Source organism: Sulfuriferula sp. (genome assembly GCF_054605375.1).
Genome location: NZ_JBTSEG010000007.1, coordinates 1 through 20,386, shown reverse-complemented (window position 1 = coordinate 20,386; position 20,386 = coordinate 1). Strand labels below are relative to the sequence as shown.

20 protein-coding genes, 1 tRNA gene and 1 pseudogene are annotated in these 20,386 nt (G+C 57.7%); 9 read left to right on the top strand and 13 right to left on the bottom strand.

Annotation, left to right across the window (positions count from 1 at the left end):
• Position 1 precedes the first annotated feature (1 nt).
• Complete coding sequence (locus ACYCZJ_RS05935; protein WP_461553301.1) at positions 2 to 337, top strand: hypothetical protein; 336 nt, start codon at positions 2 to 4, stop codon at positions 335 to 337.
• Between the two features lie 72 nt (positions 338 to 409).
• Complete coding sequence (locus ACYCZJ_RS05930; protein WP_461553300.1) at positions 410 to 1,141, top strand: DUF3530 family protein; 732 nt, start codon at positions 410 to 412, stop codon at positions 1,139 to 1,141.
• Here the strand turns inward: ACYCZJ_RS05930 and ACYCZJ_RS05925 are convergent.
• Together ACYCZJ_RS05925 and ACYCZJ_RS05920 are read right to left on the bottom strand one after the other, a co-directional pair.
• Positions 1,134 to 2,015, bottom strand: a complete 882-nt coding sequence (locus tag ACYCZJ_RS05925; protein ID WP_461553299.1) for a phosphoribosylaminoimidazolesuccinocarboxamide synthase — start codon at positions 2,013 to 2,015, stop codon at positions 1,134 to 1,136. The genes ACYCZJ_RS05930 and ACYCZJ_RS05925 overlap by 8 nt on opposite strands.
• 37 nt (positions 2,016 to 2,052) lie before the next feature.
• On the bottom strand, positions 2,053 to 3,111 hold the full coding sequence (locus tag ACYCZJ_RS05920; protein ID WP_461553298.1) for an AI-2E family transporter: 1,059 nt from the start codon (positions 3,109 to 3,111) through the stop codon (positions 2,053 to 2,055).
• A gap of 19 nt (positions 3,112 to 3,130) precedes the next feature.
• Between ACYCZJ_RS05920 and purM the strand changes: the two genes are divergently transcribed.
• The 3 genes from purM (at position 3,131) to ACYCZJ_RS05905 (ending at position 7,289) form a co-directional block, all read left to right on the top strand.
• On the top strand, positions 3,131 to 4,210 hold the full coding sequence (gene purM, locus ACYCZJ_RS05915; RefSeq protein ID WP_461553396.1) for a phosphoribosylformylglycinamidine cyclo-ligase: 1,080 nt from the start codon (positions 3,131 to 3,133) through the stop codon (positions 4,208 to 4,210).
• 327 nt (positions 4,211 to 4,537) lie between these two features.
• Positions 4,538 to 6,010: an ATP-binding protein gene (locus ACYCZJ_RS05910; RefSeq protein ID WP_461553297.1), complete on the top strand. Its 1,473-nt coding sequence runs from the start codon at positions 4,538 to 4,540 to the stop codon at positions 6,008 to 6,010.
• Between the two features lie 346 nt (positions 6,011 to 6,356).
• Positions 6,357 to 7,289 carry a restriction endonuclease gene (locus ACYCZJ_RS05905; RefSeq protein ID WP_461553296.1) on the top strand — a complete coding sequence of 311 codons (933 nt, stop codon included), beginning with the start codon at positions 6,357 to 6,359 and terminating at the stop codon, positions 7,287 to 7,289.
• A gap of 447 nt (positions 7,290 to 7,736) precedes the next feature.
• Here ACYCZJ_RS05905 and ACYCZJ_RS05900 read toward each other — a convergent pair whose 3' ends face one another.
• From ACYCZJ_RS05900 to ACYCZJ_RS05880, 5 genes are all read right to left on the bottom strand, one after another.
• A complete protein-coding gene (locus ACYCZJ_RS05900; RefSeq protein ID WP_461553295.1) occupies positions 7,737 to 8,615 on the bottom strand; it encodes a fructosamine kinase family protein in 879 nt (292 codons plus the stop codon).
• Complete coding sequence (locus ACYCZJ_RS05895) at positions 8,612 to 9,862, bottom strand: ATP-grasp domain-containing protein (RefSeq protein WP_461553294.1); 1,251 nt, start codon at positions 9,860 to 9,862, stop codon at positions 8,612 to 8,614. Before ACYCZJ_RS05895 ends, ACYCZJ_RS05900 begins: the two co-directional genes overlap by 4 nt.
• A gap of 3 nt (positions 9,863 to 9,865) precedes the next feature.
• On the bottom strand, positions 9,866 to 11,302 hold the full coding sequence (locus ACYCZJ_RS05890) for a CUAEP/CCAEP-tail radical SAM (seleno)protein (protein WP_461553293.1): 1,437 nt from the start codon (positions 11,300 to 11,302) through the stop codon (positions 9,866 to 9,868).
• A 2-nt stretch (positions 11,303 to 11,304) separates the two neighbouring features.
• Positions 11,305 to 11,712 (bottom strand): gamma-butyrobetaine hydroxylase family protein, encoded by a 408-nt coding sequence (locus ACYCZJ_RS05885; RefSeq protein WP_461553292.1) that lies wholly within the window; start codon positions 11,710 to 11,712, stop codon positions 11,305 to 11,307.
• Between the two features lie 28 nt (positions 11,713 to 11,740).
• Positions 11,741 to 11,817, bottom strand: a tRNA-Arg gene (locus ACYCZJ_RS05880).
• A 125-nt stretch (positions 11,818 to 11,942) separates the two neighbouring features.
• Between ACYCZJ_RS05880 and ACYCZJ_RS05875 the strand changes: the two genes are divergently transcribed.
• Positions 11,943 to 12,530, top strand: a complete 588-nt coding sequence (locus ACYCZJ_RS05875; protein WP_461553291.1) for a c-type cytochrome — start codon at positions 11,943 to 11,945, stop codon at positions 12,528 to 12,530.
• A 134-nt stretch (positions 12,531 to 12,664) separates the two neighbouring features.
• Positions 12,665 to 13,366 (top strand): tetratricopeptide repeat protein, encoded by a 702-nt coding sequence (locus tag ACYCZJ_RS05870; protein WP_461553290.1) that lies wholly within the window; start codon positions 12,665 to 12,667, stop codon positions 13,364 to 13,366.
• Here the strand turns inward: ACYCZJ_RS05870 and ACYCZJ_RS05865 are convergent.
• Positions 13,341 to 15,329, bottom strand: coding sequence for a UvrD-helicase domain-containing protein (locus ACYCZJ_RS05865; RefSeq protein WP_461553289.1), 1,989 nt, complete (start codon positions 15,327 to 15,329; stop codon positions 13,341 to 13,343). The two genes, ACYCZJ_RS05870 and ACYCZJ_RS05865, sit on opposite strands and share 26 nt — an antisense overlap.
• Before the next feature lie 35 nt (positions 15,330 to 15,364).
• Between ACYCZJ_RS05865 and ACYCZJ_RS05860 the strand changes: the two genes are divergently transcribed.
• A complete protein-coding gene (locus ACYCZJ_RS05860) occupies positions 15,365 to 16,192 on the top strand; it encodes a symmetrical bis(5'-nucleosyl)-tetraphosphatase (protein ID WP_461553288.1) in 828 nt (275 codons plus the stop codon).
• On the opposite strand, the gene ACYCZJ_RS05855 is transcribed toward ACYCZJ_RS05860, so the two are convergent.
• From ACYCZJ_RS05855 to ACYCZJ_RS05840, 4 genes are all read right to left on the bottom strand, one after another.
• On the bottom strand, positions 16,113 to 16,895 hold the full coding sequence (locus ACYCZJ_RS05855) for a lysophospholipid acyltransferase family protein (protein WP_461553287.1): 783 nt from the start codon (positions 16,893 to 16,895) through the stop codon (positions 16,113 to 16,115). The two genes, ACYCZJ_RS05860 and ACYCZJ_RS05855, sit on opposite strands and share 80 nt — an antisense overlap.
• 58 nt (positions 16,896 to 16,953) lie before the next feature.
• Positions 16,954 to 17,706, bottom strand: a complete 753-nt coding sequence (locus tag ACYCZJ_RS05850; RefSeq protein WP_461553286.1) for a GNAT family N-acetyltransferase — start codon at positions 17,704 to 17,706, stop codon at positions 16,954 to 16,956.
• A 137-nt stretch (positions 17,707 to 17,843) separates the two neighbouring features.
• Positions 17,844 to 18,299 carry an outer membrane lipoprotein gene (locus ACYCZJ_RS05845; protein ID WP_461553285.1) on the bottom strand — a complete coding sequence of 152 codons (456 nt, stop codon included), beginning with the start codon at positions 18,297 to 18,299 and terminating at the stop codon, positions 17,844 to 17,846.
• Between the two features lie 62 nt (positions 18,300 to 18,361).
• Entirely contained in the window at positions 18,362 to 19,297 is a 936-nt protein-coding gene (locus ACYCZJ_RS05840) for a carbohydrate kinase family protein (protein WP_461553284.1), read from the bottom strand.
• 87 nt (positions 19,298 to 19,384) lie between these two features.
• On the opposite strand from ACYCZJ_RS05840, the gene ACYCZJ_RS05835 reads away from it, so the two are divergent.
• A complete protein-coding gene (locus ACYCZJ_RS05835) occupies positions 19,385 to 20,320 on the top strand; it encodes a zinc dependent phospholipase C family protein (protein WP_461553283.1) in 936 nt (311 codons plus the stop codon).
• On the opposite strand, the pseudogene ACYCZJ_RS05830 reads toward ACYCZJ_RS05835, so the two are convergent.
• Positions 20,320 to 20,370 (bottom strand): annotated as a pseudogene (locus tag ACYCZJ_RS05830) (hypothetical protein); the annotation flags it as partial. The gene ACYCZJ_RS05835 and the pseudogene ACYCZJ_RS05830 sit on opposite strands and share 1 nt — an antisense overlap.
• Between the last annotated feature and the right edge of the window lie 16 nt (positions 20,371 to 20,386).

The following is a 20,386-nucleotide window of genomic DNA, read 5'->3' as shown; positions in this document are numbered from 1 at the left end:
TATGACATTCATAGAACTATTGACTTACGTTGGTGGGCATTCCAAATATGACATCATGGATGGCGACGCTGTAGCCACCCTGGAGGCGGCACGTAACGGTTCACACAAAAACCCGGTGGCCGGCAAAGTGATTGCCGACATGTACCTGAACAGTGGCCTGGCCACCCCTGCGGACGCCATTGAGCGCGCTCAGGCAATCAAGACACTGGGGCCGATCCGGCTGTTCTACATGAAAGACGACGCGCCGGTGGAGGGTTTTCGTATGGTAGAGGACGTCGTGCACAAGATAGATGGCGCGTTCAACGAAGAAGCCATGCGCCTGAAAGCGCAGATCTAGGCTTACTGCGTGACGCCGTACCTCCTACACTACCTTGCACTGGGTTTGACATAACGAACGAAGGGGAACGGTATGCGCATACTATGGATGCTGGTTTTGTTGACATTGGCAGGCAGTGTATTTGCGGCCGATTATGCACGCGAGAAAAAATGGGCTGACGAAATCCTTCCCGGGATCGTGGTGGGCAATCCGGTCTATCTGGAACAGCCTAATGGGCACAAGTTCCTGACGCTCTACACCCCTGTCAAAGATGCCAAGGCGGCGCTGGTGATCGTGCATGGGCTCGGTATTCATCCGGACTGGGGTTTGATCGGCGTCTTGCGCAGCCAGTTGCCGGATCATGGTTATACCACGCTATCAGTGCAGATGCCGGTGCTGGATAACGCTGCCAAGGCCGCGGCTTATACGGCGACATTTCCTGATGCGGTGCAGCGCCTGAAGCTGGCGGTGGATTTTCTCAAGGCCAAGGGCTATGGCAAAATCGGTTTTGTTTCGCACAGCATGGGCTCGCGCATGAGCTATGAATACCTGTCCGCCAAGCCCGATCCAGCGATCAAGGCATGGGTGGCCATCGGCATGCCGATCAGCGCGGATTACCGCAAGGTGAACATGCCGGTGCTGGACTTGTATGGCCAGAACGATCTGCCCGACGTGCTGAACAACGCGGCGGCACGCAAAGCGACACTGCAGGGCAAACCGGGCTCGGAGCAGATGCAGGTGGCGCGTGCGGACCATTTTTTCACCGATATGGATACACAGCTGGTGGATATCGTGGCGACCTACCTGAACCAGCAGTTCAAGTAGTCAGGCGGGCCACTGCTTCGCGGTATTTCTCGGCGGTTTTCGCCGCCACTTCAGCCGGCAATGCTGGTGCAGGCGCCTGCTTGTTCCAGCCCGAAGCCTCCAGCCAGTCGCGCACGAACTGCTTGTCGTAGCTGGGCGGATTGCTGCCGGGCTGATACTGGTCGGCCGGCCAGAACCGGGAAGAATCCGGGGTCAGCACTTCGTCGATCAGGTACAGCTTGCCCGCGGTATCCAGACCAAACTCGAACTTGGTGTCGGCAATGATGATGCCGCGGGTAAGCGCATACTGCGCCGCCTGGGTATACAGGGCAATGCTGGCGTCACGCACCTGGGCGGCGATGCCGGCACCCAGCAGTTGTTCGGCGCGGGCGAAATCGATGTTCTCGTCGTGTGCGCCCATCGCCGCCTTGGTGGAGGGAGTGAAAATCGGCTGCGGCAGTTTGCCTGCCTGTTGCAGGCCGGCGGGCAGCGCGATGCCGCATACGCTGCCATGGCGCTGATATTCCTTCCAGCCCGAACCGGCCAGATAACCGCGCACAATGGCTTCCACCGGCAACGGTTGCAGGCGCTTCACCACCATGGCGCGGCCTGCCACCTGATCGCGCTCGTTTTCCGCCACCACCGATTCCGGCATGTCGCCAGTCAGGTGGTTGGGGATGATGTGCCCCAGCTTGCCGAACCAGAAATGCGAGATTTCCGTCAGCACCGCGCCCTTGCCCGGGATCGGTGTGGGCAGCACCACATCGAAGGCGGACAGGCGGTCGCTGGCGACAATCAGCAGGCGCTGGTCGTCTACCGCGTAAACATCGCGCACCTTGCCGCGCGATAGCAATTGCAGGGAGGGAATAGCGGATTCGAGCAGCGGCGTGGTCATGGCGGTAGCAGTCGTGGCAAAACCCGCATTATACCGTTCAGTCCTGATACAGGCTGCTGTGCTGATAAGCCGCCCGGATGTGGCGCAGTGCCACCAGCAGCATGGCGGAGATGGGCAATGCCAGCAGCACGCCGAAAAAACCGAACACTTCGCCGAACGCCAGCAGCGCAAAAATCACCATCACCGGATGCAGGCCGATGCGTTCGCCGACCAGGCGCGGCACCACCACATAGCCTTCCACCAGCTGGCCGATGCCGAATACCACCCATACCGGGACCATGCCGGACAGGCTGGAAAACTGCACCAGTCCGGCCAGGGTAGCCAGCGCCATGCCCGAGATCGCACCCATGTATGGCACGAACACCAGCAGCCCCGCCAGAATGCCGATCGGCAGGGCGTAATCCAGCCCGGCGATCCACAACCCTGTGGTGTAGAACACCGCCATGATGAGCATGACCGAGAGCTGGCCGCGCAAGAACTCCGACAATACCGCATCGATTTCCGTGGCCAGCTGGCGGACTTTGGCGTGCCAGCGCCGTGGCACCAGCCCATCTGCCCAGTCAATCATCACATCCCAGTCGCGCAGCAGATAAAAGAACACCACGGGTATCAATACCAGGTTGGCGACCAGGCTGACGATGCCCAGCGTGCCGGTTTTCAGCCATCCAGCCGCACTGCCCGCGGCGTTGCCTGCGCCTTGCAGGTGATTGGCAAGCAACACTTTGAGCCCGGCGGCGTCAGGTAAGGTCACGCCCAGATGCGTCTGCAACCATGGCGCGGCGCTATTTTGCAGCCAGTCCACATATTTCGGCAGGCTGGCAAGGAAATGACCGGTCTCGGTTTGTATCATCGGCACCAGGATCAGCGCCAGCAGGAAAAATACCAGCCCCAGCACGATGATCACGATACCTGATGCCGCCCCGCGCGGCAGTTTCAGCCGCTCCAGCCGATCTGCCAGCGGGTGGCAGATATAGGCCAGAATCGCCGCCAGCAGAAATGGCGTAAGAATGGGGGAAAGCAGATACAGCAGCCCGCCCGTGACAAGCACGGCGGCGAGTATCCAGGCAAAATCGCGGTTCGGTTGGGTAGCATTCATTTGCGGTAAAATAGCACGAATTTTCCAATCGAAACGCGAGCCCGCCGTGACTTCTCCCAACAAACCCTCCCTTTCCTATCGTGACGCAGGCGTGGATATCGACGCCGGCGATGCCCTGGTAGACCGCATCAAACCCTGGGCAAAGCGCACCATGCGCCCGGAAGTGCTGGGCGGCATCGGCGGCTTCGGCGCGCTGATGGGCCTGCCCGCCAAATACAAAAACCCGGTGCTGGTGTCCGGCACCGACGGCGTCGGCACCAAGCTCAAACTCGCCTTCATGCTGAACCGGCACGACACCGTCGGCATCGACCTGGTCGGCATGAGCGTCAACGACATCCTGGTGCAGGGCGCCGAGCCGCTGTTCTTCCTCGACTACTTCGCCTGCGGCAAGCTCGATGTGGACGTGGCGGAACAGGTCATCAAGGGTATCGCCCAGGGTTGCGAGCAGGCCGGTTGCGCGCTGATCGGCGGCGAGACCGCGGAAATGCCGGGCATGTACCCGGCCGGCGAATACGACCTGGCGGGCTTCGCCGTGGGCGTGGTGGAACGCGAAGCGGTGATCGACGGCAGCACCATCTGCCCCGGCGACGCGGTGCTCGGGCTGGCCTCCAGCGGCGCCCACTCCAACGGCTACTCGCTGATCCGCAAAATCCTCGAAATCAGCGGCGCCGACGTGGACGCCGACTTCCATGGCCGTCCGCTGGGTGACGTGCTGATGACCCCCACCCGCATCTACGTCAAACCGCTGCTGGCCCTGATGCAGGCCATGCCGGTCAAAGGCATGGCGCACATCACCGGCGGCGGCCTCACCGGCAACGTGCCGCGCACCCTGCCCGAACACCTGATGGCGGATATCGACGTCCAGTCGTGGGACATGCCGCCGCTATTCCACTGGATGCAGAAACACGGCGGCGTGGCGGACAGCGAGATGCATCGTACCTTCAACTGCGGTATCGGCATGGTGGTGGTGGTGGCCGCTGAACACGCCGAGGCTGCGATGCAGAACCTGGCTGCTGCAGGGGAGACGGTTTACCGGATCGGGGAGATCCGCGCGCGCGGCGAGGGAGAGGCGCAGACGGTGGTGCGGGTTTGGTTTTGATATAGAGCATATTCAGGCAATGATACGAAGTGGCTGAATTCCGTATGCGATGCACTTCACGACAGGGGAAAAAATTGTTAAGAGGGCTGGTACTTATCTAGACCTGACCCCGTGCTTTGTGCGTGCTTTGTAGACCTGACCCCGTGCTTTGCCGTGCTTTGTTTCACAATTTGTTGGGAAACCAAAAAAAAAGCTTAAATTGAGTCCCCCGTGTTACTTCAATGATGCAATTACCCAGACCCCCACTTCAGAAGCAGCATTAGGTTATTGATCTTATTTCGAAGTTACCTTAAACTAAGATCAACGATCTAATCTTGTGAGGGTTCCATGCTTGAAATAGCGAAAGCAGATATTGTTGCTCGTCTAAAATTCGATAATCCTTGGTGGCTATCTGTATCTACGGAAAAAATCCAGTACGAAGACAAGCCAAGGCGAACGTACTTTGACTCCTTCTTCAAGTCCATCTCTGACAAAAGCGTCCGCCGCGCAATAGTCTTAATGGGGCCTAGACGAGTCGGAAAGACCGTTATGGTTTATCACGCCATAAGAGGCTTGATTGATCATGGCGTTGATCCAACGAAAGTTCTCTATCTTTCCCTTGAAACGCCGATCTATACGGGGCTGTCATTAGAGCAAATCCTTGGATACTTTCAGGAACTGTTTTCACATAAGCGAGAATCTGAATTATTCGTGTTTTTCGACGAAATTCAGTATCTTAGAAATTGGGAAGTTCACTTAAAGTCCTTAGTTGACTCATATTCCGAGTACAAGTTTGTAGCAACAGGGTCTGCTGCTGCTGCGTTGCGCCTTAAGAGCAATGAGTCTGGCGCTGGTCGGTTTAGCGACTATATCTTGCCACCACTTACGTTCGCCGAATATTTGAGATTTATCGAGCGTGATGATGAACTAATTGAAGTAACTACCCTTGATGAAAAATTTGGGGCCTATGACTACGTGGCCAGAGACATATCCGAGCTGAACGTGGAGTTTATAAATTACTTGAATTTTGGTGGGTACCCTGAAGCCGTATTTTCCAAATCCATTCGAGAAAATCCTAGCCAGTATATTAAAAGTGACATTATTGATAAGGTTTTGTTGAGGGATCTTCCTAGTCTCTATGGAATTAGCGATATCCAAGAACTAAACCGACTTTTTACTACGCTTGCGTACAACACCGGGAATGAGGTCAGCCTAGAAAAGCTATCACAATCGTCAGGTGCAGCTAAAAATACGATTAAAAGATACCTTGAATATCTTGAAGCCGCATTTCTAATTAGACGCGTGGAGCGGATAGATCAGAACGCCAAGCGCTTTAAGCGAGCTATGTGTTTCAAAGTGTATCTAACGAATCCGTCAATGCGGGCAGCGCTTTTCGGCCAACTAGATCCCGACTCAGACGCTATGGGGTCGCTCACCGAAACCGCTATATTTAGCCAATGGCAGCATAACAAACAGATCGAACTCTATTACGCTCGCTGGAACTCTGGTGAGATCGATATTGTTCATATGCAGGGCTCCAGTCAGAAGCCCCAATGGGCTGTCGAGGTTAAATGGAGCGACAGGCCTTATGTCTCGCGTGGCGAGCTGGACAATTGCGTCGAGTTTGTTCGACGCAATCCCCATATTAGTCAGCCGTTGCTGGTAACCAGTCGCACTATATCCGACGAAGACACGGAGTACCTTGGCGTTCATTTTGACTTCCGCCCCGCGGCCATTTATGCCTACACGCTCGGTGCAAATATCCTTCGTCAACTTAATTCTAGCCATGCTAAGTCTCAGCGAGCAAGTACGTTTGAATGAATTGCCTCGAAGCTCCCTGAAGTTATTCGCTTCTGGGCGCCCCGTTACGCAATCAAAACGGAGAGACGCCAGCCCGGTAGGGCGCAATCGTTATTGCGCCGAATGAAATTGAAATGGGGTTCGCAGGAATGGGTGACTTGTCGCCCAACTCGCAAAACATCCGGTGCAATGCGCTTTGCTTATTGACACCCTACATTAGCTGTAGCACGTCAGGGGTGACACGGGAGAGGGAGCGCCGCCGCATTAAACCAATGCCCGCAAGTACAGCCCGGTAGGGCGCAATCATTAGCGCCGAATGAAAAACTCGATTCCGCACGTGTACGTGATGGCTTGAAGGAGTGTGCGAATGGCTAGAAGAAGAAAAGAATCCAGACTCGATCTGCTAATCGCCGCTCCTTGGCAAATTTCCACGATTTTAGCATTCATAATATTAGTGGGAACACGCTGGATTTCTCCTTCCATGGTAGGAGGAAATCAAGTCCTCGGTTCCTTCATGATTGCGTTAAAACCTTTCGGCTATTTCGTAGCAGGCGTCTTTGGCCTTATTGCAGGCATCAATTATTTTCGCCATAGAAAGAATTTTTCTTCTCCTCAAAATGTACCTCCCATGCATCATGTTAAACCAAGGGTGGCGTTTGTTGATGTGAACAAATTCGATGATCGCGTTGCAAAAGTTTGGGAGGTATCCTCTGACCGCTCCCCTTTCAAGCAGCCAGAATCAAAACCAGAAGAATGGTCTCTTTCCCTGTTGAAGCAACTGGAATGGAAGCGTTTTGAAGAATTATGCGCAGCTTTTTATCGTGAGGTAGGGCTTCGTGCAGAAACGATTAGATGCGGTGCTGACGGGGGAGTGGATGCCAAACTTTTTAGAGGTGATACTCCGGAGCCTGAATCAATCATTCAGTGCAAGGCATGGAATTTCCGGCCAGTCGGGGTTAAGCCCGTTCGGGAGTTGTTTGGTGTTATGGCTCATCAAAAAATAGGCCGTGGCATCTTTATGACAACCAGCACCTATACAAAAGAAGCCATAGAGTTTGCTAAAGAAAATCCTATCTTTCTTATTGATGGGGAAAAATTCTTCCGCATGATTGGTACGCTTCCGAGCGAAGCCCAACGAAAATTGCTCTCCGTGGCTACGGATGGCGACTACCTAACACCAACTTGTCCATCTTGTGGTACCAAGATGGTTGGGCGGAATGGGTCAAAAGGAAATTTCTGGGGGTGTCTAAATTACCCACGGTGCAAGCAAACCTTTGTTATGAGGGAGACTCCTGTTTGAGGTAGCGGTCAATGACAAGGGTCAATGGTATTCAGACCATGACTTTTGTCTTGTCAGTCCGGTAGGGCGCAATCGTTATTGCGCCGAATGAAAACATAAAACATCCGGTGCAATGCGCTTCGCTTATTGGCACCCTACTTCCCGCCTTACGCAGGTTAATTTTCCGAGTTAGGCCTAGCGGAAGGAATGCCAGGGTCAGGATACGAGGTCTTGCATTAACACATGCCAATGAGCTAAAGGTGGCGAGTGTTGTGATATTCCAAAAAATAATGGCGTGCCTATTCGACGTGTATTGCTTGAACATAGTTTGCCGGGGGTAGCCCGGCAGCTAGTCACCTTTTCTTGTTTGGCCAAGAAAAGGTAATCCAAAAGAAGGCCACCCCACTACGCTGCCCCTTCGCGGCGCAGAAGGGGAATGTCATTCGCACGGTGGTTGCCTGCCAATATTCACCCTGGTTCTGCCAGTAACTTCTCAAGCATCCCCTCCGCCTGTCGCGCATAGCTGCCGCCGAACAGATTGGCGTGGTTGAGGACGTGGTACAGATTGTAAAGGTTTTTGCGTATTGCATAACCTGCGTCCAGCGGCCAGGCTGCGCGGTAGGCGGCGTAGAAATCTGCCGGGAAGCCGCCGAACAGTTCGGTCATGGCAATATCCGCTTCGCGGTCGCCGTAGTAGACGGCGGGGTCGAAGATGACCGGCTCACCCGCTTGCATATAGCCGTAGTTGCCGCTCCACAGGTCGCCGTGCAGCAGCGAGGGTTGCGGCTGGTAGCCGTCGAACAGGCCGTCGAGTTTACCCATCAGGCGTTCGCCTTGGATTTGCAGGATTCCGCCGAAGCCGTTGCGTGCGGCCAGTTCGAGCTGAAATCCCAGGCGTTGCTCGCGCCAGAAGTCTAGCCAGTTGTCGGTCCAGGTATTGGGCTGCGAGGTGGCGCCGATGATGTTGCCGGAGGCGAAGCCAAAGTGGGGTGCGCTGGTCCGGTGTAGCGCGGCGAGTTGTTGTCCGAGTTGTGCGGCGCTGCCGTGGCCACCCAGGTCCAGCCATTCCAGCACCAGGAACGCTTCGTTACCCGCCACACCGCTGGTGACGGGATGCGGCACGCGCAGGGTGTGGCTGGCGGCGAGTGCGGCGAGACCGGCTGCTTCCGCCTCGAACATGGGCAGTTTGGCCGCGCTGTTGGTTTTAACGAAATAACGCATTGCGCCATTCTCGATGCACCAGGCGGTGTTGATGCAACCGCCGCCGACCGGAGTGGTGCGCTGGATGGGGAATGCTGCGCCAGTGGCGGCCTGGATGCCTTGTGCTACGCTTTGCCACAGGCTCATCGGGCTGTGCTTTGGGTCAGCACCACGTCGGGCCGGATATCAAAAACCAGTGCGGCATGCGCGTTGCGCAGCGCGGCTTCGGCCGCTGCGGGGGTGGCAGCGCGGCTGAAAATGAAGCCGAGGTAGCTGGCGCCTTCCGGAGCGGGTGCGATACGCTGGCCGGGGACGGCGGTAATGCGGATGTCTTCGATGTGAAGCACTTCGCGTGCGGTTTCCAGCCCACTCACATTTTGGTAAATGCCGCGCGCGGGCACCGGAATCATCATCACGCCACTGGCGTCGCCATGCTCCGGTTGGGCAATCGGCAGCCCCAGCGCGTGGCACAGGATGAGCTCTTCCAGCGTCATGCCCAAGCGCCAGCGTAACATGCGCCCGCACAGGCCGCCGATGGAGCGCGCGGCGATTTCGAGCAACCACACGCCGGCGTCGTTCACGCGCATTTCGGCGTGAATGGCACCGTGGCTGAGTCCGGCGGCAGCGCAGACGCGTTGCACGCTGTCGGCGATGGCGGTCTGTAGCTCACTGGACAGACGCGACGGCGTGACGTAAATACTTTCTTCGAAATACGGGCCGTCCAGCGGGTCGGGTTTGTCGAACAGCGCCAGCACGCGCAATTGGCCGTTTTCCAGCAGGCCTTCTAGTGCGTGTTCGCTGCCGGGGATGAAGCTTTCGACGATCAGGCCCAATGCGCCGGCGTCGCGGTCGGCGCCCGACTGGATGCGGCTGACCCGGCGCACTTGCTGCAATAAATCCCCGGCATCGTCAGCGCGGATCACGCCGCGGCTGGCGGACAGTCGGCGTGCCTTGACTACCACCGGATAGTGCAATTGCGCTGCCAGTGCGCGTGCTTCTGCTGCGCTGGCGAGGTGATGAAACGCCGGACAGTTGAGGCCGTTGTGCTGCAGCAGCTTTCGGAAAGCGAGTTTGTCGCGCGTGGGGCGTACCGCCTCCGGCGCATTGCCGGGCAGGCCGAGTTTTTCGCGCAGCACGGCGGCCAGCTCCACGCCCGCATCGTCCACCGCCAGTACCGCATCCACGCGCCGCCCCAGCGATGTCAGCAGTTGCGTAGCGGCGGCCTCGGGCTGGTCGAAATGCAAGGACAGGATCGGGCTCAGCCCGCGCTGCGGGGCGAGCTGATGGCAATGGTCGGCGGCACTGACCACTTCCACGCCCAGCTTGTGCGCGGCATCGAGGAAATCCTGATTGCGGTAACTGGTAATGGGGAGCAACAGCAGGACGCGCAGCATGGTTTAAAACGATTGCAATTGCTGGTCGGTGGGTTCGGCGCAGCAATACCACGGCTCGGACAGATGGGCAATGGTCTCGCCGAAGTCGGCGTGTTCCAGCGTTGGAGCGGGCAGCCCTGCGGCGCCATGAGCGAGCTGCCAGATGGCGCGGAACACCTCGCTGCGCGGCGCGTTTTCCATCCGCATCGCGGTGCTCATCACCTGCTGCTGCAGTGCGTCCACGCGTGGGTCGTCATGCTGCCATGGGTAGCCCAGCAATTCCGGGTCGAAGGTTTCGAGCCGATCGCTGAAACCGGGCAGGTGCAGCAGATAGGAGCCCTGCGGTACCAGCAGGCGGATGGCGAGTTGCACCGGCGGCACCGCTTGCACCAGTTTCAGGCGCAGCAGTTCGCCGAGCAGGTCGATGTAGCCGGTCAGCGTGGTCCACGGATTGAACGGCACAAAGGTGGGCGCGAGAAAAATGCCGTTCGCGCGGCACAGGCCGAGTGCGCGCTCGAAACCAGCGCGGGTGTGATTTTTGTCCAGATATTCAAGCACCGCATCGTCCACCGATTCCACCGCACTGGTGATGAACAGGCAGCCATCGTCGCGCAGCCTGGGCAGCAGATCGGCGTGGTCAAGCAGGTGCTGGATCTTGATGGTGGCGTCGAAACTGAGGTTGGGAAAGCGCTGGTGCATGGCTTCCAGTACGCGCAGCGCGTGGGTAGGGCCATTGAAAAAATCCGGGTCGCCGAAGGAGATGTGCTGCGCGCCCGCCACCACCTGCTGTTCGATGTCGGCCAGCACCACGTCCACCTGTACCGTGCGGAATTTTCCCTGATACACCGGCACCACCGGGCAATGCCGGCACAGGTGCTTGCAGCCGCGCGTGGTTTCGGTAAAGCCGACAATTTTTTTGCCGCCATCGGGCAGGTTGAGATGAGCGTAGCGAGTGAGCTTGGGCAATCCGCTGCGATCCGGCGGCAGAAATTTCACTTGCGCGAGCTGCACCATCGGCGTGTTTTGCGCACTGATATCGCCATCGCGCAAGCGTTCCGCCAGCGCCACCAGGTCCGGCTCGGATTCGCCGCCGAGCAGGGTATGTACGCCCAGCCCGCGCAGCAGGTCGGCGTTCATCGGCGCATACAGGCCGTACATGGCAAGGTGCGCGCCGGGCGCCAGTTCGCGGATTTTCGGCAGTGCGGCGATGGCGATGCGGGTGGCGGTATGCATGCCCAGATGGATGGCCACCAGTCCGGCGTCGCGCAGGGTGTCGGGCTCCAGTTTTTGCAGTGTCAGATCGAGACAGGCGACTTCGCAACCGGCCGCTTTCAGCAATGCTGCGGGGGCCGCCAGGTTAAAGGATTGGCGTCCCAGCTCGTAAGGATTGATCAACACCACTTTGAATGTTGCGGCAGCGGTGCTGGTTTCGCCCCAGTCTATGGCGAAATAGTCATTCATGATTATTTGGTCTTGGGACGATCATCAAAGCTGGGGATAGGCTCGCGCGAGGCACCTGCTTTTGCCATGTTCTCCAGATAGCGTTCCCACAGCGTGTCCTGATTCTGGCCCAGCTCATAAAGATAATCCCAGGAAAAAATGCCGGTGTCGTGGCCATCCGAGAAAATCGGCTGCACGGCGTAACTGCCCACCGGTTCGATGCCGGTGATTTCGACATTCTGCTTGCCCACCTGTAATACTTCCTGCCCATGACCATGCCCGCGCACTTCTGCGGAGGGTGAATACACGCGCAGAAATTCATACGGTAAGTGAAAACGTCTGCCATCGCCGAAGGCGATTTCCATCACCCGCGATTTCTGGTGCAGCTTGATTTCAGTGGGTTGAGGGGTGTTTTTGTCCAGTCCTGCCATATAAACTCCGCTGGATGGGATGCTAGTGTGGTGCGCCCAGCAGGATTCGAACCTGCGACCCTTGGCTTCGGAAACCAATACTCTATCCATCTGAGCTATGGGCGCGAGAGCAGGCAAGAATAGCGATTTTCGCACTCAGCGTCTATATCAGGTGCTTTTGCCAACGCCACTTTTGCCGCTATAATCCGCGTTCTAAACTATTTTTTCCGCTAAAAGTTAAGGAAGCAAGCATGAGCGATGATCAGGCCACGATGACCAAAACAACGCCGCAACAATTTTTTGTTGCGCTCTGGGCGGGAATGTTTGCGCCCATTATTGCCATAGCGCTCATACTCGGCCTGATAGCCAAGATCCAGGGCAGCCATGGTGAGAAGGATTCACTTGAGTTCAATAGCAAGGCTACGCTGGCGCGTATCCAGCCGGTGGGCCAATTGAATATTGTCGATGCCAGCGCACCGCGCGTGGAAATGGAAGGCAAGCAAGTGTTTGATGCAGTATGTACGGCTTGCCATACACCGGGCGCGCTGGGCGCACCCAAGTTCGGCAACAAGGCTGACTGGGCGCCGCGTATCAAGCAAGGTTATGCAACGCTGATCAAGCATGCGGAAGAAGGTATCCGCCAGATGCCACCGCGCGGCGGCAACCCGGATCTGTCTGATATTGAAATCGCCCGCGCCGTGGCCTATATGGCGGATGATGCCGGTGCAAAATTCACACCGCCCGAAGGCGCCGCCCCTGCACCGGGTGCCGCACCAGGCGCTGCGCCCGCCCCGGCAGCTGGAGCAGCACCTGCTGCTGCACCCGCAGCGGCAAAATAAAGATGAGCATTGTGTGATGTTTAAACATTCGCGCTGTGCCGGCTTTGTCTGACACTGCGCTCATGTACAAGTGTTGTCCCGAGTGCGGAAGCGCCAGACTGCGTGGATCTTCCATCCGCACAGGGGACACGCTGGTGCAGCGAATAATCTTCACACCGTTTCGCTGTCGCGAATGTCGTGCACGGTTCTGGATTTATAGTCCGTTCAAAATTGCCTTTCTGGGTATTGTGCTGCTGGGGATGGCATTTTTGCTGGTGCGCGGCCAGATGAATTCCACTCCCGCATCGGCCACGGGTGCCCTTGCGGCGGCAGACAAGCAGTTTGCCAGGCTGTCGGCACAGGCGCTCAAGGGTGATACGGACGCGCAGCTCAGGCTGGGTAAAATGTATGCCAATGGCGAGGGTGTGATTGTGGATGTCACCAAGGCCGCCATGTGGTTTGCCAAAGCTGCGCGGCATGGCAATAGCGAGGCGCAGTTTCAGTATGCCTCTGCTTTGCTGGACGGGCGCGGCGTGGTGCAGGATTATCAGGCCGCCCTGAAATGGATCGAGATGCCGGCCCGGCGCGGTAATCCGCAAGCCCAATACCGGTTGGGTCAGATGTACCGTTTCGGTATCGGCACACCGATCGACAAGGTCAAGGCCTATATGTGGTTCAATTTGGCCGCTGCTCAGGGTATGGAAGACGCAGCCAGGGCGCGCGAAAGCGTCGTCGGGCAGTTGAAACCGGAAGAAATAGCCAGGGCGCAGGCGGATGCGCACCGTATCAACGAGCAGATATATCCCAAAACGGGTACAACAACTTCCACTCCTACTTCGCAGCCAGCATTGCCTTGAGTTGCGCCAGCCGCGCATTACCCTGCTGACGCTGTTCCACGGGATCGGCGTCATCTCCGGTCTTGCGCACATCTTCCTGCGAAATTTCGCTGATGAAGCGTGAAGGTTCGCAACTCTGAAACTCTCCGGCGCGTTTGCGCTTCTTGCAAAAACTGATGGTCAGCGAGCGCTGGGCGCGGGTGATGGCGACATACATCAGGCGCCGTTCTTCTTCCAGCGTGCCATTTTCCACTGCGTCGCGGTGCGGCAGGATGTCTTCTTCGGCGCCGACCAGAAATACGTGGCCGAATTCCAGCCCTTTGGCCGCATGAATGGTGGACATGCGCACCGCGTCGACCTCGGTATCGTCGCGGTTCTCGAGCAGCGTGATGAGGGCGATGGTCTGGGTCAGGGCGATGACGTCCTTGCCGTCCTCCTCGCCTTTCTTGCCGAGCCAGCCGACGAACTCCAGCACATTGTTCCATTTGCTCTGGGCGCTACGGGTTTCCTCGCTGTCAAACAGATAGGCTTCGTAATTGATTGCTTTCAGCAGATCGGCCATGATCTCGGCAGCAGGCGTCTTGCGCACGCGGAATTCCAGCGCGTTGATGAAATTGCAGAACTCGATCAACGGTTCCAGCTGGCGTGCCGGAAGCTGGCTCTGGAAGCCCGCCTCGAAGGCCGCCTCGAACAGGCTGGCATGGCGCTGGCCGGCATACTCACCGAGTTTTTCCAGGGTTGCCGCACCCACCCCGCGTTTGGGCGTGGTTACGGCGCGGATGAAGGCGGGGTCATCGTCGCTGTTGGCCAGCAGGCGCATGTAGGCGGTGATGTCCTTGATCTCGGCCTTTTCGAAAAATGATTGTCCGCCCGACATGGCATACGGCACTTTTTCATTGCGCAGAAACTGCTCGAATGGCCGTGCCTGGTAGTTGCCGCGGTACAGGATGGCGTAATCGCCATAGCGTGTGCGGTGCTCGAATTTATGCGCCAGCAGCCGCATTACCACGTTCTGCGCCTCTTCCTCTTCGTCCTTGGCGGACATGACGTGCAGCGGGTCGCCATTGCCATGCTCGCTCCACAACTGCTTGTCATAGAGACGCGTGTTGTTGGCGATGACGCTGTTGGCAGCGCGCAGGATGCGTATCGTGGAGCGGTAATTCTGGGTCAGCTGGATGACTTTCAGGCGCGGGTAATCCTCGTGCAACTGGTGCAGATTTTTAACGTCCGCGCCACGCCAGCCGTAGATCGCCTGGTCGTCGTCGCCGACTGCGGTGAAAGCGCCGGACACGCCGGTGAGCAATTTGACGATCTGATACTGACAGGCATTGGTATCCTGGTATTCGTCCATCAGCAGATAGCGCAGTTTTTTGCGCCATTTTTCCAGCGCCTCGGCATCGCTGGCGAATAATTCGGCAGGCAGCCGGATCAGATCGTCGAAATCCATTGCCTGGTAGGCTTTGAGCGTGTCCTGGTAACGCAGATAAACCCTGGCGTAGGTGGCATCGATATCGGTTGCGGCCGTGTCCAGCGCGGCAGCGGGTGAAACCAGTGCATTTTTCCATGCCGAGATGCGCCATTGCGCGCGGCGGATTTCCTGTTTGTCGGTAGTTTTCAGTATCTCGTTTACAATCTGCATTGCATCGGCAGCGTCGAGGATGGAGAACTGCGGTTTGTAGCCGAGCCGCCCCGCCTCCTGGCGCATGATTTGCACGCCGAGCGCGTGGAAGGTACAGACCGTCAATCCCTTGGCAGGCTTGCCCTGCAGCAGTTTGGTAACGCGTTCCTGCATTTCGCGTGCGGCTTTGTTGGTAAAGGTGATGGCCGCAATGTGCTGCGGCGCGTAGCCACATTCTTCGATGAGGTAGACGATTTTCTGGGTGATGACCCGGGTCTTGCCCGAGCCGGCACCGGCCAGCACCAGCAGCGGGCCATCCAGATATTTGACCGCTTCGCGCTGGGGGGGATTGAGATGGGACAGCATGAGAAACCACAACAGAACAGGCCGGCAATTCTAACATGAGCATCTACGCTATCGGCGACTTGCAGGGTTGTTTTCAGGCTTTGCAGCTATTACTGGACAAGGTTCAATTCGATCCGGCACAGGATCAAATCTGGCTGGTGGGCGATCTGGTCAACCGCGGTGCTGATTCGCTTGCGGTATTGCGTTGGGCCTGCGCCATGGGAGAGCGTGTGACGGCAGTGCTGGGCAACCACGATCTGCATTTACTGGCGGTTGCCGAGGGGTTTGTAAAGCCGCATCGCAATGACACGCTGGGTGGTATTCTCACCGCACCCGATCGTGAAGAGTTGCTTGCCTGGTTGCGTCACCGGCCCATGGCGCACATGGCCGAAGGCTATTTCATGGTACATGCGGGATTATTGCCGCAGTGGACCACGGCCCAGGCATTGCAGTTGGCCATCGAAGTGCAGGACAGGTTGCGTGCGCCCAATTATCGCGGATTTCTGGCGCATATGTACGGCAATCATCCGGACCACTGGGATGAAAATCTGCACGGAATCGAGCGTTTGCGTCTTATCACCAATGCCATGACCCGGCTGCGTTTTTGTACACCGGAAGGCGTGATGGAATTCAAGACCAAGGGTAGTCCGGCGCAGCCGCCAGCGGGGTGCATGCCATGGTTTCAGGTGCCGGGGCGAGCCAGTGCCGGCAGTCCGATTGTATTTGGCCATTGGTCGGCATTGGGTTTGCGTGTGGAAACCGATTGCATGGCGCTGGATACCGGCTGCCTGTGGGGTGGTCGTCTCACGGCGCTGCGTCTGGAGGACAGGCAGGTGTTTCAGGTGGAGTGCGCCGGACAGGCAGGGATAACACGCTGGCAATAGCCGTTTGTGCCTGTAGCGCCAGTTCGCGGCGGGTCTGGTGTGCCCCCGTGATGCAGGGACAAAAAGTCAGTTCGGCGGTGATGCCGCGTGCGGCTGTGATGCGCAGAATCGATTCCGCAAAAGTCATGTCGCCCACCCAGACTGGCGCCCTATGCGGATGGCCGGCCTGATCAACGTAGCGAATCGCCACCGGACACAGATGTGAATTGCTGGCACAGGCGGCCTGCAACAGCGCCGGTTTGAATGGGTTGAGGGCGCTGCCGTCGCCCGTAGTGGATTCTGGAAACAGGGCAACGTTATCCCCGGCATGCAGCAGTTCGGTAAAAAGGGCGCTAATTCGTCCCGCATCCCGGCGGCGTTCACGCTCGATAAACAGTGTGCCGGATTGTGCCGCCAGCCAGCCCAGTACCGGCCATCCACGTACTTCGGATTTGGCTACAAAATGTGCCGGGCACTGTGCAAGTACCAGGAATGGATCCAGCCAGGATAAATGGTTGGCGGCGAACATGACGCCGCCAACCATCTGCGGCAAGTCGCCGGAAACGCACACGCGGATACCCAAGGCGGCAAGCAAGGCCCGCGTCCAGCGCATCGTCAAAGACTGGCGCAGCGTGCGGCTTGCCCACGGGAATATCCCGGCCAGTATCAACAATCCCGCCAAGACCACTAAAACGGCGCCACCCAGGCGCAATACACGCAGCATTGGCTGTTTCCATCAAGCGAAAACCCAATTGTGCCCGGAGCGTCGCTCGATTGCAGCCTTATTTGCTCATGAAGTGGCGCGCATAGAGTTGATTCATCTGCCTGATGGATAGCAGCAGCATCAGATCGGCGGTATTAAAGTCGGCATCCCAGGCCGGTTCACCGCATACATAAGCACCCACGCGCAAATAGCCCTTGATGAGTGGAGGCGTAGCCACTTGGCGGCCGCAATCGAGCTGGTCCAGCGCCAGCGGGTGGCGCGGAAATACATGCCATTCCACCGGTGCCAGGCGGGTTTGCGCAAGCGTGTGGTACAGGCTGGCTGCCGTATGGCCACCATCATCCATGCTGACACTGGCGCAGCCAATCAGATAGCTGTAGTTACGTGTGCGCAAATAATCCGCCAGACCCGACCACAGCAGCGTGATGACTGCCCCGCCCCGGTAGTCCGGGTGTACGCAGGAGCGGCCGATTTCCACCATGCCCGGGCGCAAGTGCGCCAGACGCGTCAAGTCGAATTCCTGCTCGGAATAGTAACCGCCAATTTGCTTTGCGCGATGCGGCGCGAGGATACGATAAGTACCGATGACCTCGCCGCTGCTGTTGTCGCGTACCAGCAAATGGTCGCAAAAATCGTCGAAGATATCTTCGTCCAGACCGGCTTCGCGCGATGTCAGCCGTGCGCCCATTTCCTCGGCAAAAATCTTGTAACGCAGGCGCTGAGCTTCGCGCACCTCGCCGATATCGCGCGCAAGCGATACACCCAGGCGCGGTTTGCTGCGGGCTTGGGTATGGATTTGTGGGTCAAGCATGCTGTGCACTCCATTTTGATGGTTATGGAATGCACGATAAGGCGTGTAAGTGACGCGGAAATGACAGGAAAATGAAAATTCGGTGACCCGGAAACAAGTCTGACGCCTGTTCCACGGTCACCGGATGCGTGCTGAAATCAGCGTGTGACGCGGGTGGTACTGCCTTCGCTCAACACACGCACGCGGTCGCCGGGACGAAAATACTCATCCGCTCCCTGGGTAACGGCAATGGTGCGGCCGGAATCGAGTCTGACCGTGATTTCCAGGCCTTTTTGCCGGGTCACGCCTTCCTCGACTGCCGAGCCTGCGAATCCGCCGGCTACGGCACCGAGAACCGCGCCTGCGATGCTGCCGTTACCGCGCCCGAGCTGGCTACCGGCGAGGCCACCCACTACCGCCCCGGCGCCCGCCCCGATCGGAGTTTTGGTGCCTTCAATATTGACATTGCGTACATCGACTACGACACCTGTTTGTACTTGCTGCACGCTGCGCGCCTGGTTGCGGCTGTAGTCATTGCTGCCCAGCCCGCTGGCACAGCCACCCAGTATCAGTGCGGCAAGCAGAGCCAATGCCGCGAATTTGAATATGTTCATGATGAAGGCTCCCATAGAAAATAAACCAGCTACTGCGAAGACAACACAATACAAGCTTAGTTCTAGTCCATCGCATAACCAAACTGCGAGTGAAATAGCGCGCCAATTTCATCACGGCTGTGCTGGTGATTCTGTGCACCTTGCCGGGCAATCTTCAACGCGCCCATCAGGCTGGCAAGCCGCCCGGTAGTGGCCCAATCCATCCCCTTTTCAATACCGTATAACAGTCCGGCGCGATAGGCATCGCCGCAGCCGGTAGGATCCACGACGGCGGCTGGCCTGGCGCACGGAATCTCGATCACGCTGCCTTCGGCATGGATGCTGGAGCCGAGTTCACCGCGCGTCACGATGAGGGCACGCACCTGCTGGGCAAGCTCGTCCAGGGACTTTCCGGTGCGCGTTTGCAGGAGCTCGGCTTCGTAGTCGTTGAGAGTGACGTAATCGGCCAGTTCGACAAAATGCACCAGTTCTTCGCCATTGAACATCGGCATGCCCTGACCCGGGTCGAAAATGAACGGAATGTTCGCGGTATGAAATTGTTCCGCGTGCTGCAGCATGCCATCGCGACCATCCGGCGAAATGATGCCCAGCGTCACGCCAGTGGCATCCGTTACCTGGTTCAGGTGCGATTGATTCATTGCGCCGGGATGGAACGCGGTGATCTGGTTATCCGACAGGTCGGTGGTGATGAAAGCCTGTGCGGTAAAGCTGCCGGGCACCGAACGGATGTGAGTCCGGGCGATGTCCAGGTCATCCAGACGGGTTGCGTAAGGCGCGAAATCGTCGCCGCAGGTCGCCATGATCAGCGGGTCGCCGCCGAGCAGCTTGAGATTGTAGGCAATGTTGCCTGCGCAGCCACCGTATTCGCGGCGCATTTCCGGTACCAGGAACGACACGTTCAGGATATGGATTTTCTCCGGCAGGATATGGTTCTTGAAGTGATCCTGAAACACCATAATGGAATCAAACGCGAGCGAGCCGCAAATCAGAGCAGACATTGGATGGTCCGTGGCAGTGAAATAATGCGCGAATTATAACAGCGCCCGCCTGCCCTGCTTTCATCAAAGCTTCACCCAGTGTTAACCATGCTGTCGCAAGCGCGCCTTAGTCTGCTGAATATGAAAAAGGCCCTGCGCGTGCTGTTGTGGAGTATCCCGTTGCTATGCCAGTCACACGATGTACTGGCATGGGGGCTTTACACCCACGTATTTTTTGCGCAGTGGCTGATGTGGGGCGTGCCGCTGCTGGACTCCAAATTACGCCGCGCTGCATTGCGTTATCCCAAGCTGGTGATGGCCGGAGCGTGTTTGCCTGATCTTGCGCTGGTTGGCAAGCATGTGGGTACGCAGGCTTTTAACAATACGCATGACTGGGATGGCGCGCTACGCATGATGCACGAAGCGGATACCGACATGCAGCGTGCGCTGGCGCTGGGTTTCCAGAGCCACTTGCTGGTCGATGTGATTGCTCACCACCATTTTGTGCCCGCCCACGAACATCTATGGCTGAATCTGCCGGTGCTCACGCATGCGGCTTCCGAGTGGGCAATGGATGCGCATATACAACCGCATTTGCTGGCGACGCCGTCCAGCCTGTTGCGCGACAGCCAGTATGAAATCAGCCAGCATATCGCCCGGCATTTTGCGCTGGATATCACCACAGCACAGCGTGCTTTGAAACTGCTGGCGCGTGCTGATAGCGTATTGCGCGGCAGTCGCCTGCCGCAATTGTTGTATCGAAGTTCCGCCCGGCTGGATAGGCGTTTGTCCCGGCGCTTTGATTATTTCGTGGCACAGACCACGCGCAGGTTAGGTGAAATCAATCAGTTGAGCGAAGGGTTCAGCCCGCTGGCCGATGCCAACGGCGGCTGCCCGGCGATTGCCAGGGATAGGCTGGCCTATTTCACCATCGGGCAAATCCGGCGCGGCCAGCCGTTGCCCGGCGATTGCTTTTACAGCACCAGCGAAGTCATGGCCACGATACCGCCCAACGCGATGCCAGCCAGTACGTCGGTAGGGTAGTGCAGGCCCAGGATCAGGCGTGAAACAGCAACCAGCGTGGTAAACGGCAATACCAGCCAGATCAGG

Bases quoted from the DNA above. Each gene is read 5' to 3' on its own strand.
- ACYCZJ_RS05900 (WP_461553295.1), bottom strand. From the start codon at position 8,615: ATGAGCCTGTGGCAAAGCGTAGCACAAGGCATCCAGGCCGCCACTGGC.
- ACYCZJ_RS05920 (WP_461553298.1), bottom strand. From the start codon at position 3,111: ATGAATGCTACCCAACCGAACCGCGATTTTGCCTGGATACTCGCCGCC.
- ACYCZJ_RS05875 (WP_461553291.1), top strand. From the start codon at position 11,943: ATGAGCGATGATCAGGCCACGATGACCAAAACAACGCCGCAACAATTT.
- ACYCZJ_RS05865 (WP_461553289.1), bottom strand. From the start codon at position 15,329: ATGCTGTCCCATCTCAATCCCCCCCAGCGCGAAGCGGTCAAATATCTG.
- ACYCZJ_RS05840 (WP_461553284.1), bottom strand. From the start codon at position 19,297: ATGTCTGCTCTGATTTGCGGCTCGCTCGCGTTTGATTCCATTATGGTG.
- ACYCZJ_RS05895 (WP_461553294.1), bottom strand. From the start codon at position 9,862: ATGCTGCGCGTCCTGCTGTTGCTCCCCATTACCAGTTACCGCAATCAG.
- ACYCZJ_RS05855 (WP_461553287.1), bottom strand. From the start codon at position 16,895: ATGCTGCGTGTATTGCGCCTGGGTGGCGCCGTTTTAGTGGTCTTGGCG.
- ACYCZJ_RS05835 (WP_461553283.1), top strand. From the start codon at position 19,385: ATGCTGTCGCAAGCGCGCCTTAGTCTGCTGAATATGAAAAAGGCCCTG.
- ACYCZJ_RS05910 (WP_461553297.1), top strand. From the start codon at position 4,538: ATGCTTGAAATAGCGAAAGCAGATATTGTTGCTCGTCTAAAATTCGAT.
- ACYCZJ_RS05890 (WP_461553293.1), bottom strand. From the start codon at position 11,302: ATGAATGACTATTTCGCCATAGACTGGGGCGAAACCAGCACCGCTGCC.
- ACYCZJ_RS05930 (WP_461553300.1), top strand. From the start codon at position 410: ATGCGCATACTATGGATGCTGGTTTTGTTGACATTGGCAGGCAGTGTA.
- ACYCZJ_RS05860 (WP_461553288.1), top strand. From the start codon at position 15,365: ATGAGCATCTACGCTATCGGCGACTTGCAGGGTTGTTTTCAGGCTTTG.
- ACYCZJ_RS05905 (WP_461553296.1), top strand. From the start codon at position 6,357: ATGGCTAGAAGAAGAAAAGAATCCAGACTCGATCTGCTAATCGCCGCT.
- ACYCZJ_RS05925 (WP_461553299.1), bottom strand. From the start codon at position 2,015: ATGACCACGCCGCTGCTCGAATCCGCTATTCCCTCCCTGCAATTGCTA.
- ACYCZJ_RS05885 (WP_461553292.1), bottom strand. From the start codon at position 11,712: ATGGCAGGACTGGACAAAAACACCCCTCAACCCACTGAAATCAAGCTG.
- ACYCZJ_RS05935 (WP_461553301.1), top strand. From the start codon at position 2: ATGACATTCATAGAACTATTGACTTACGTTGGTGGGCATTCCAAATAT.
- ACYCZJ_RS05850 (WP_461553286.1), bottom strand. From the start codon at position 17,706: ATGCTTGACCCACAAATCCATACCCAAGCCCGCAGCAAACCGCGCCTG.
- ACYCZJ_RS05845 (WP_461553285.1), bottom strand. From the start codon at position 18,299: ATGAACATATTCAAATTCGCGGCATTGGCTCTGCTTGCCGCACTGATA.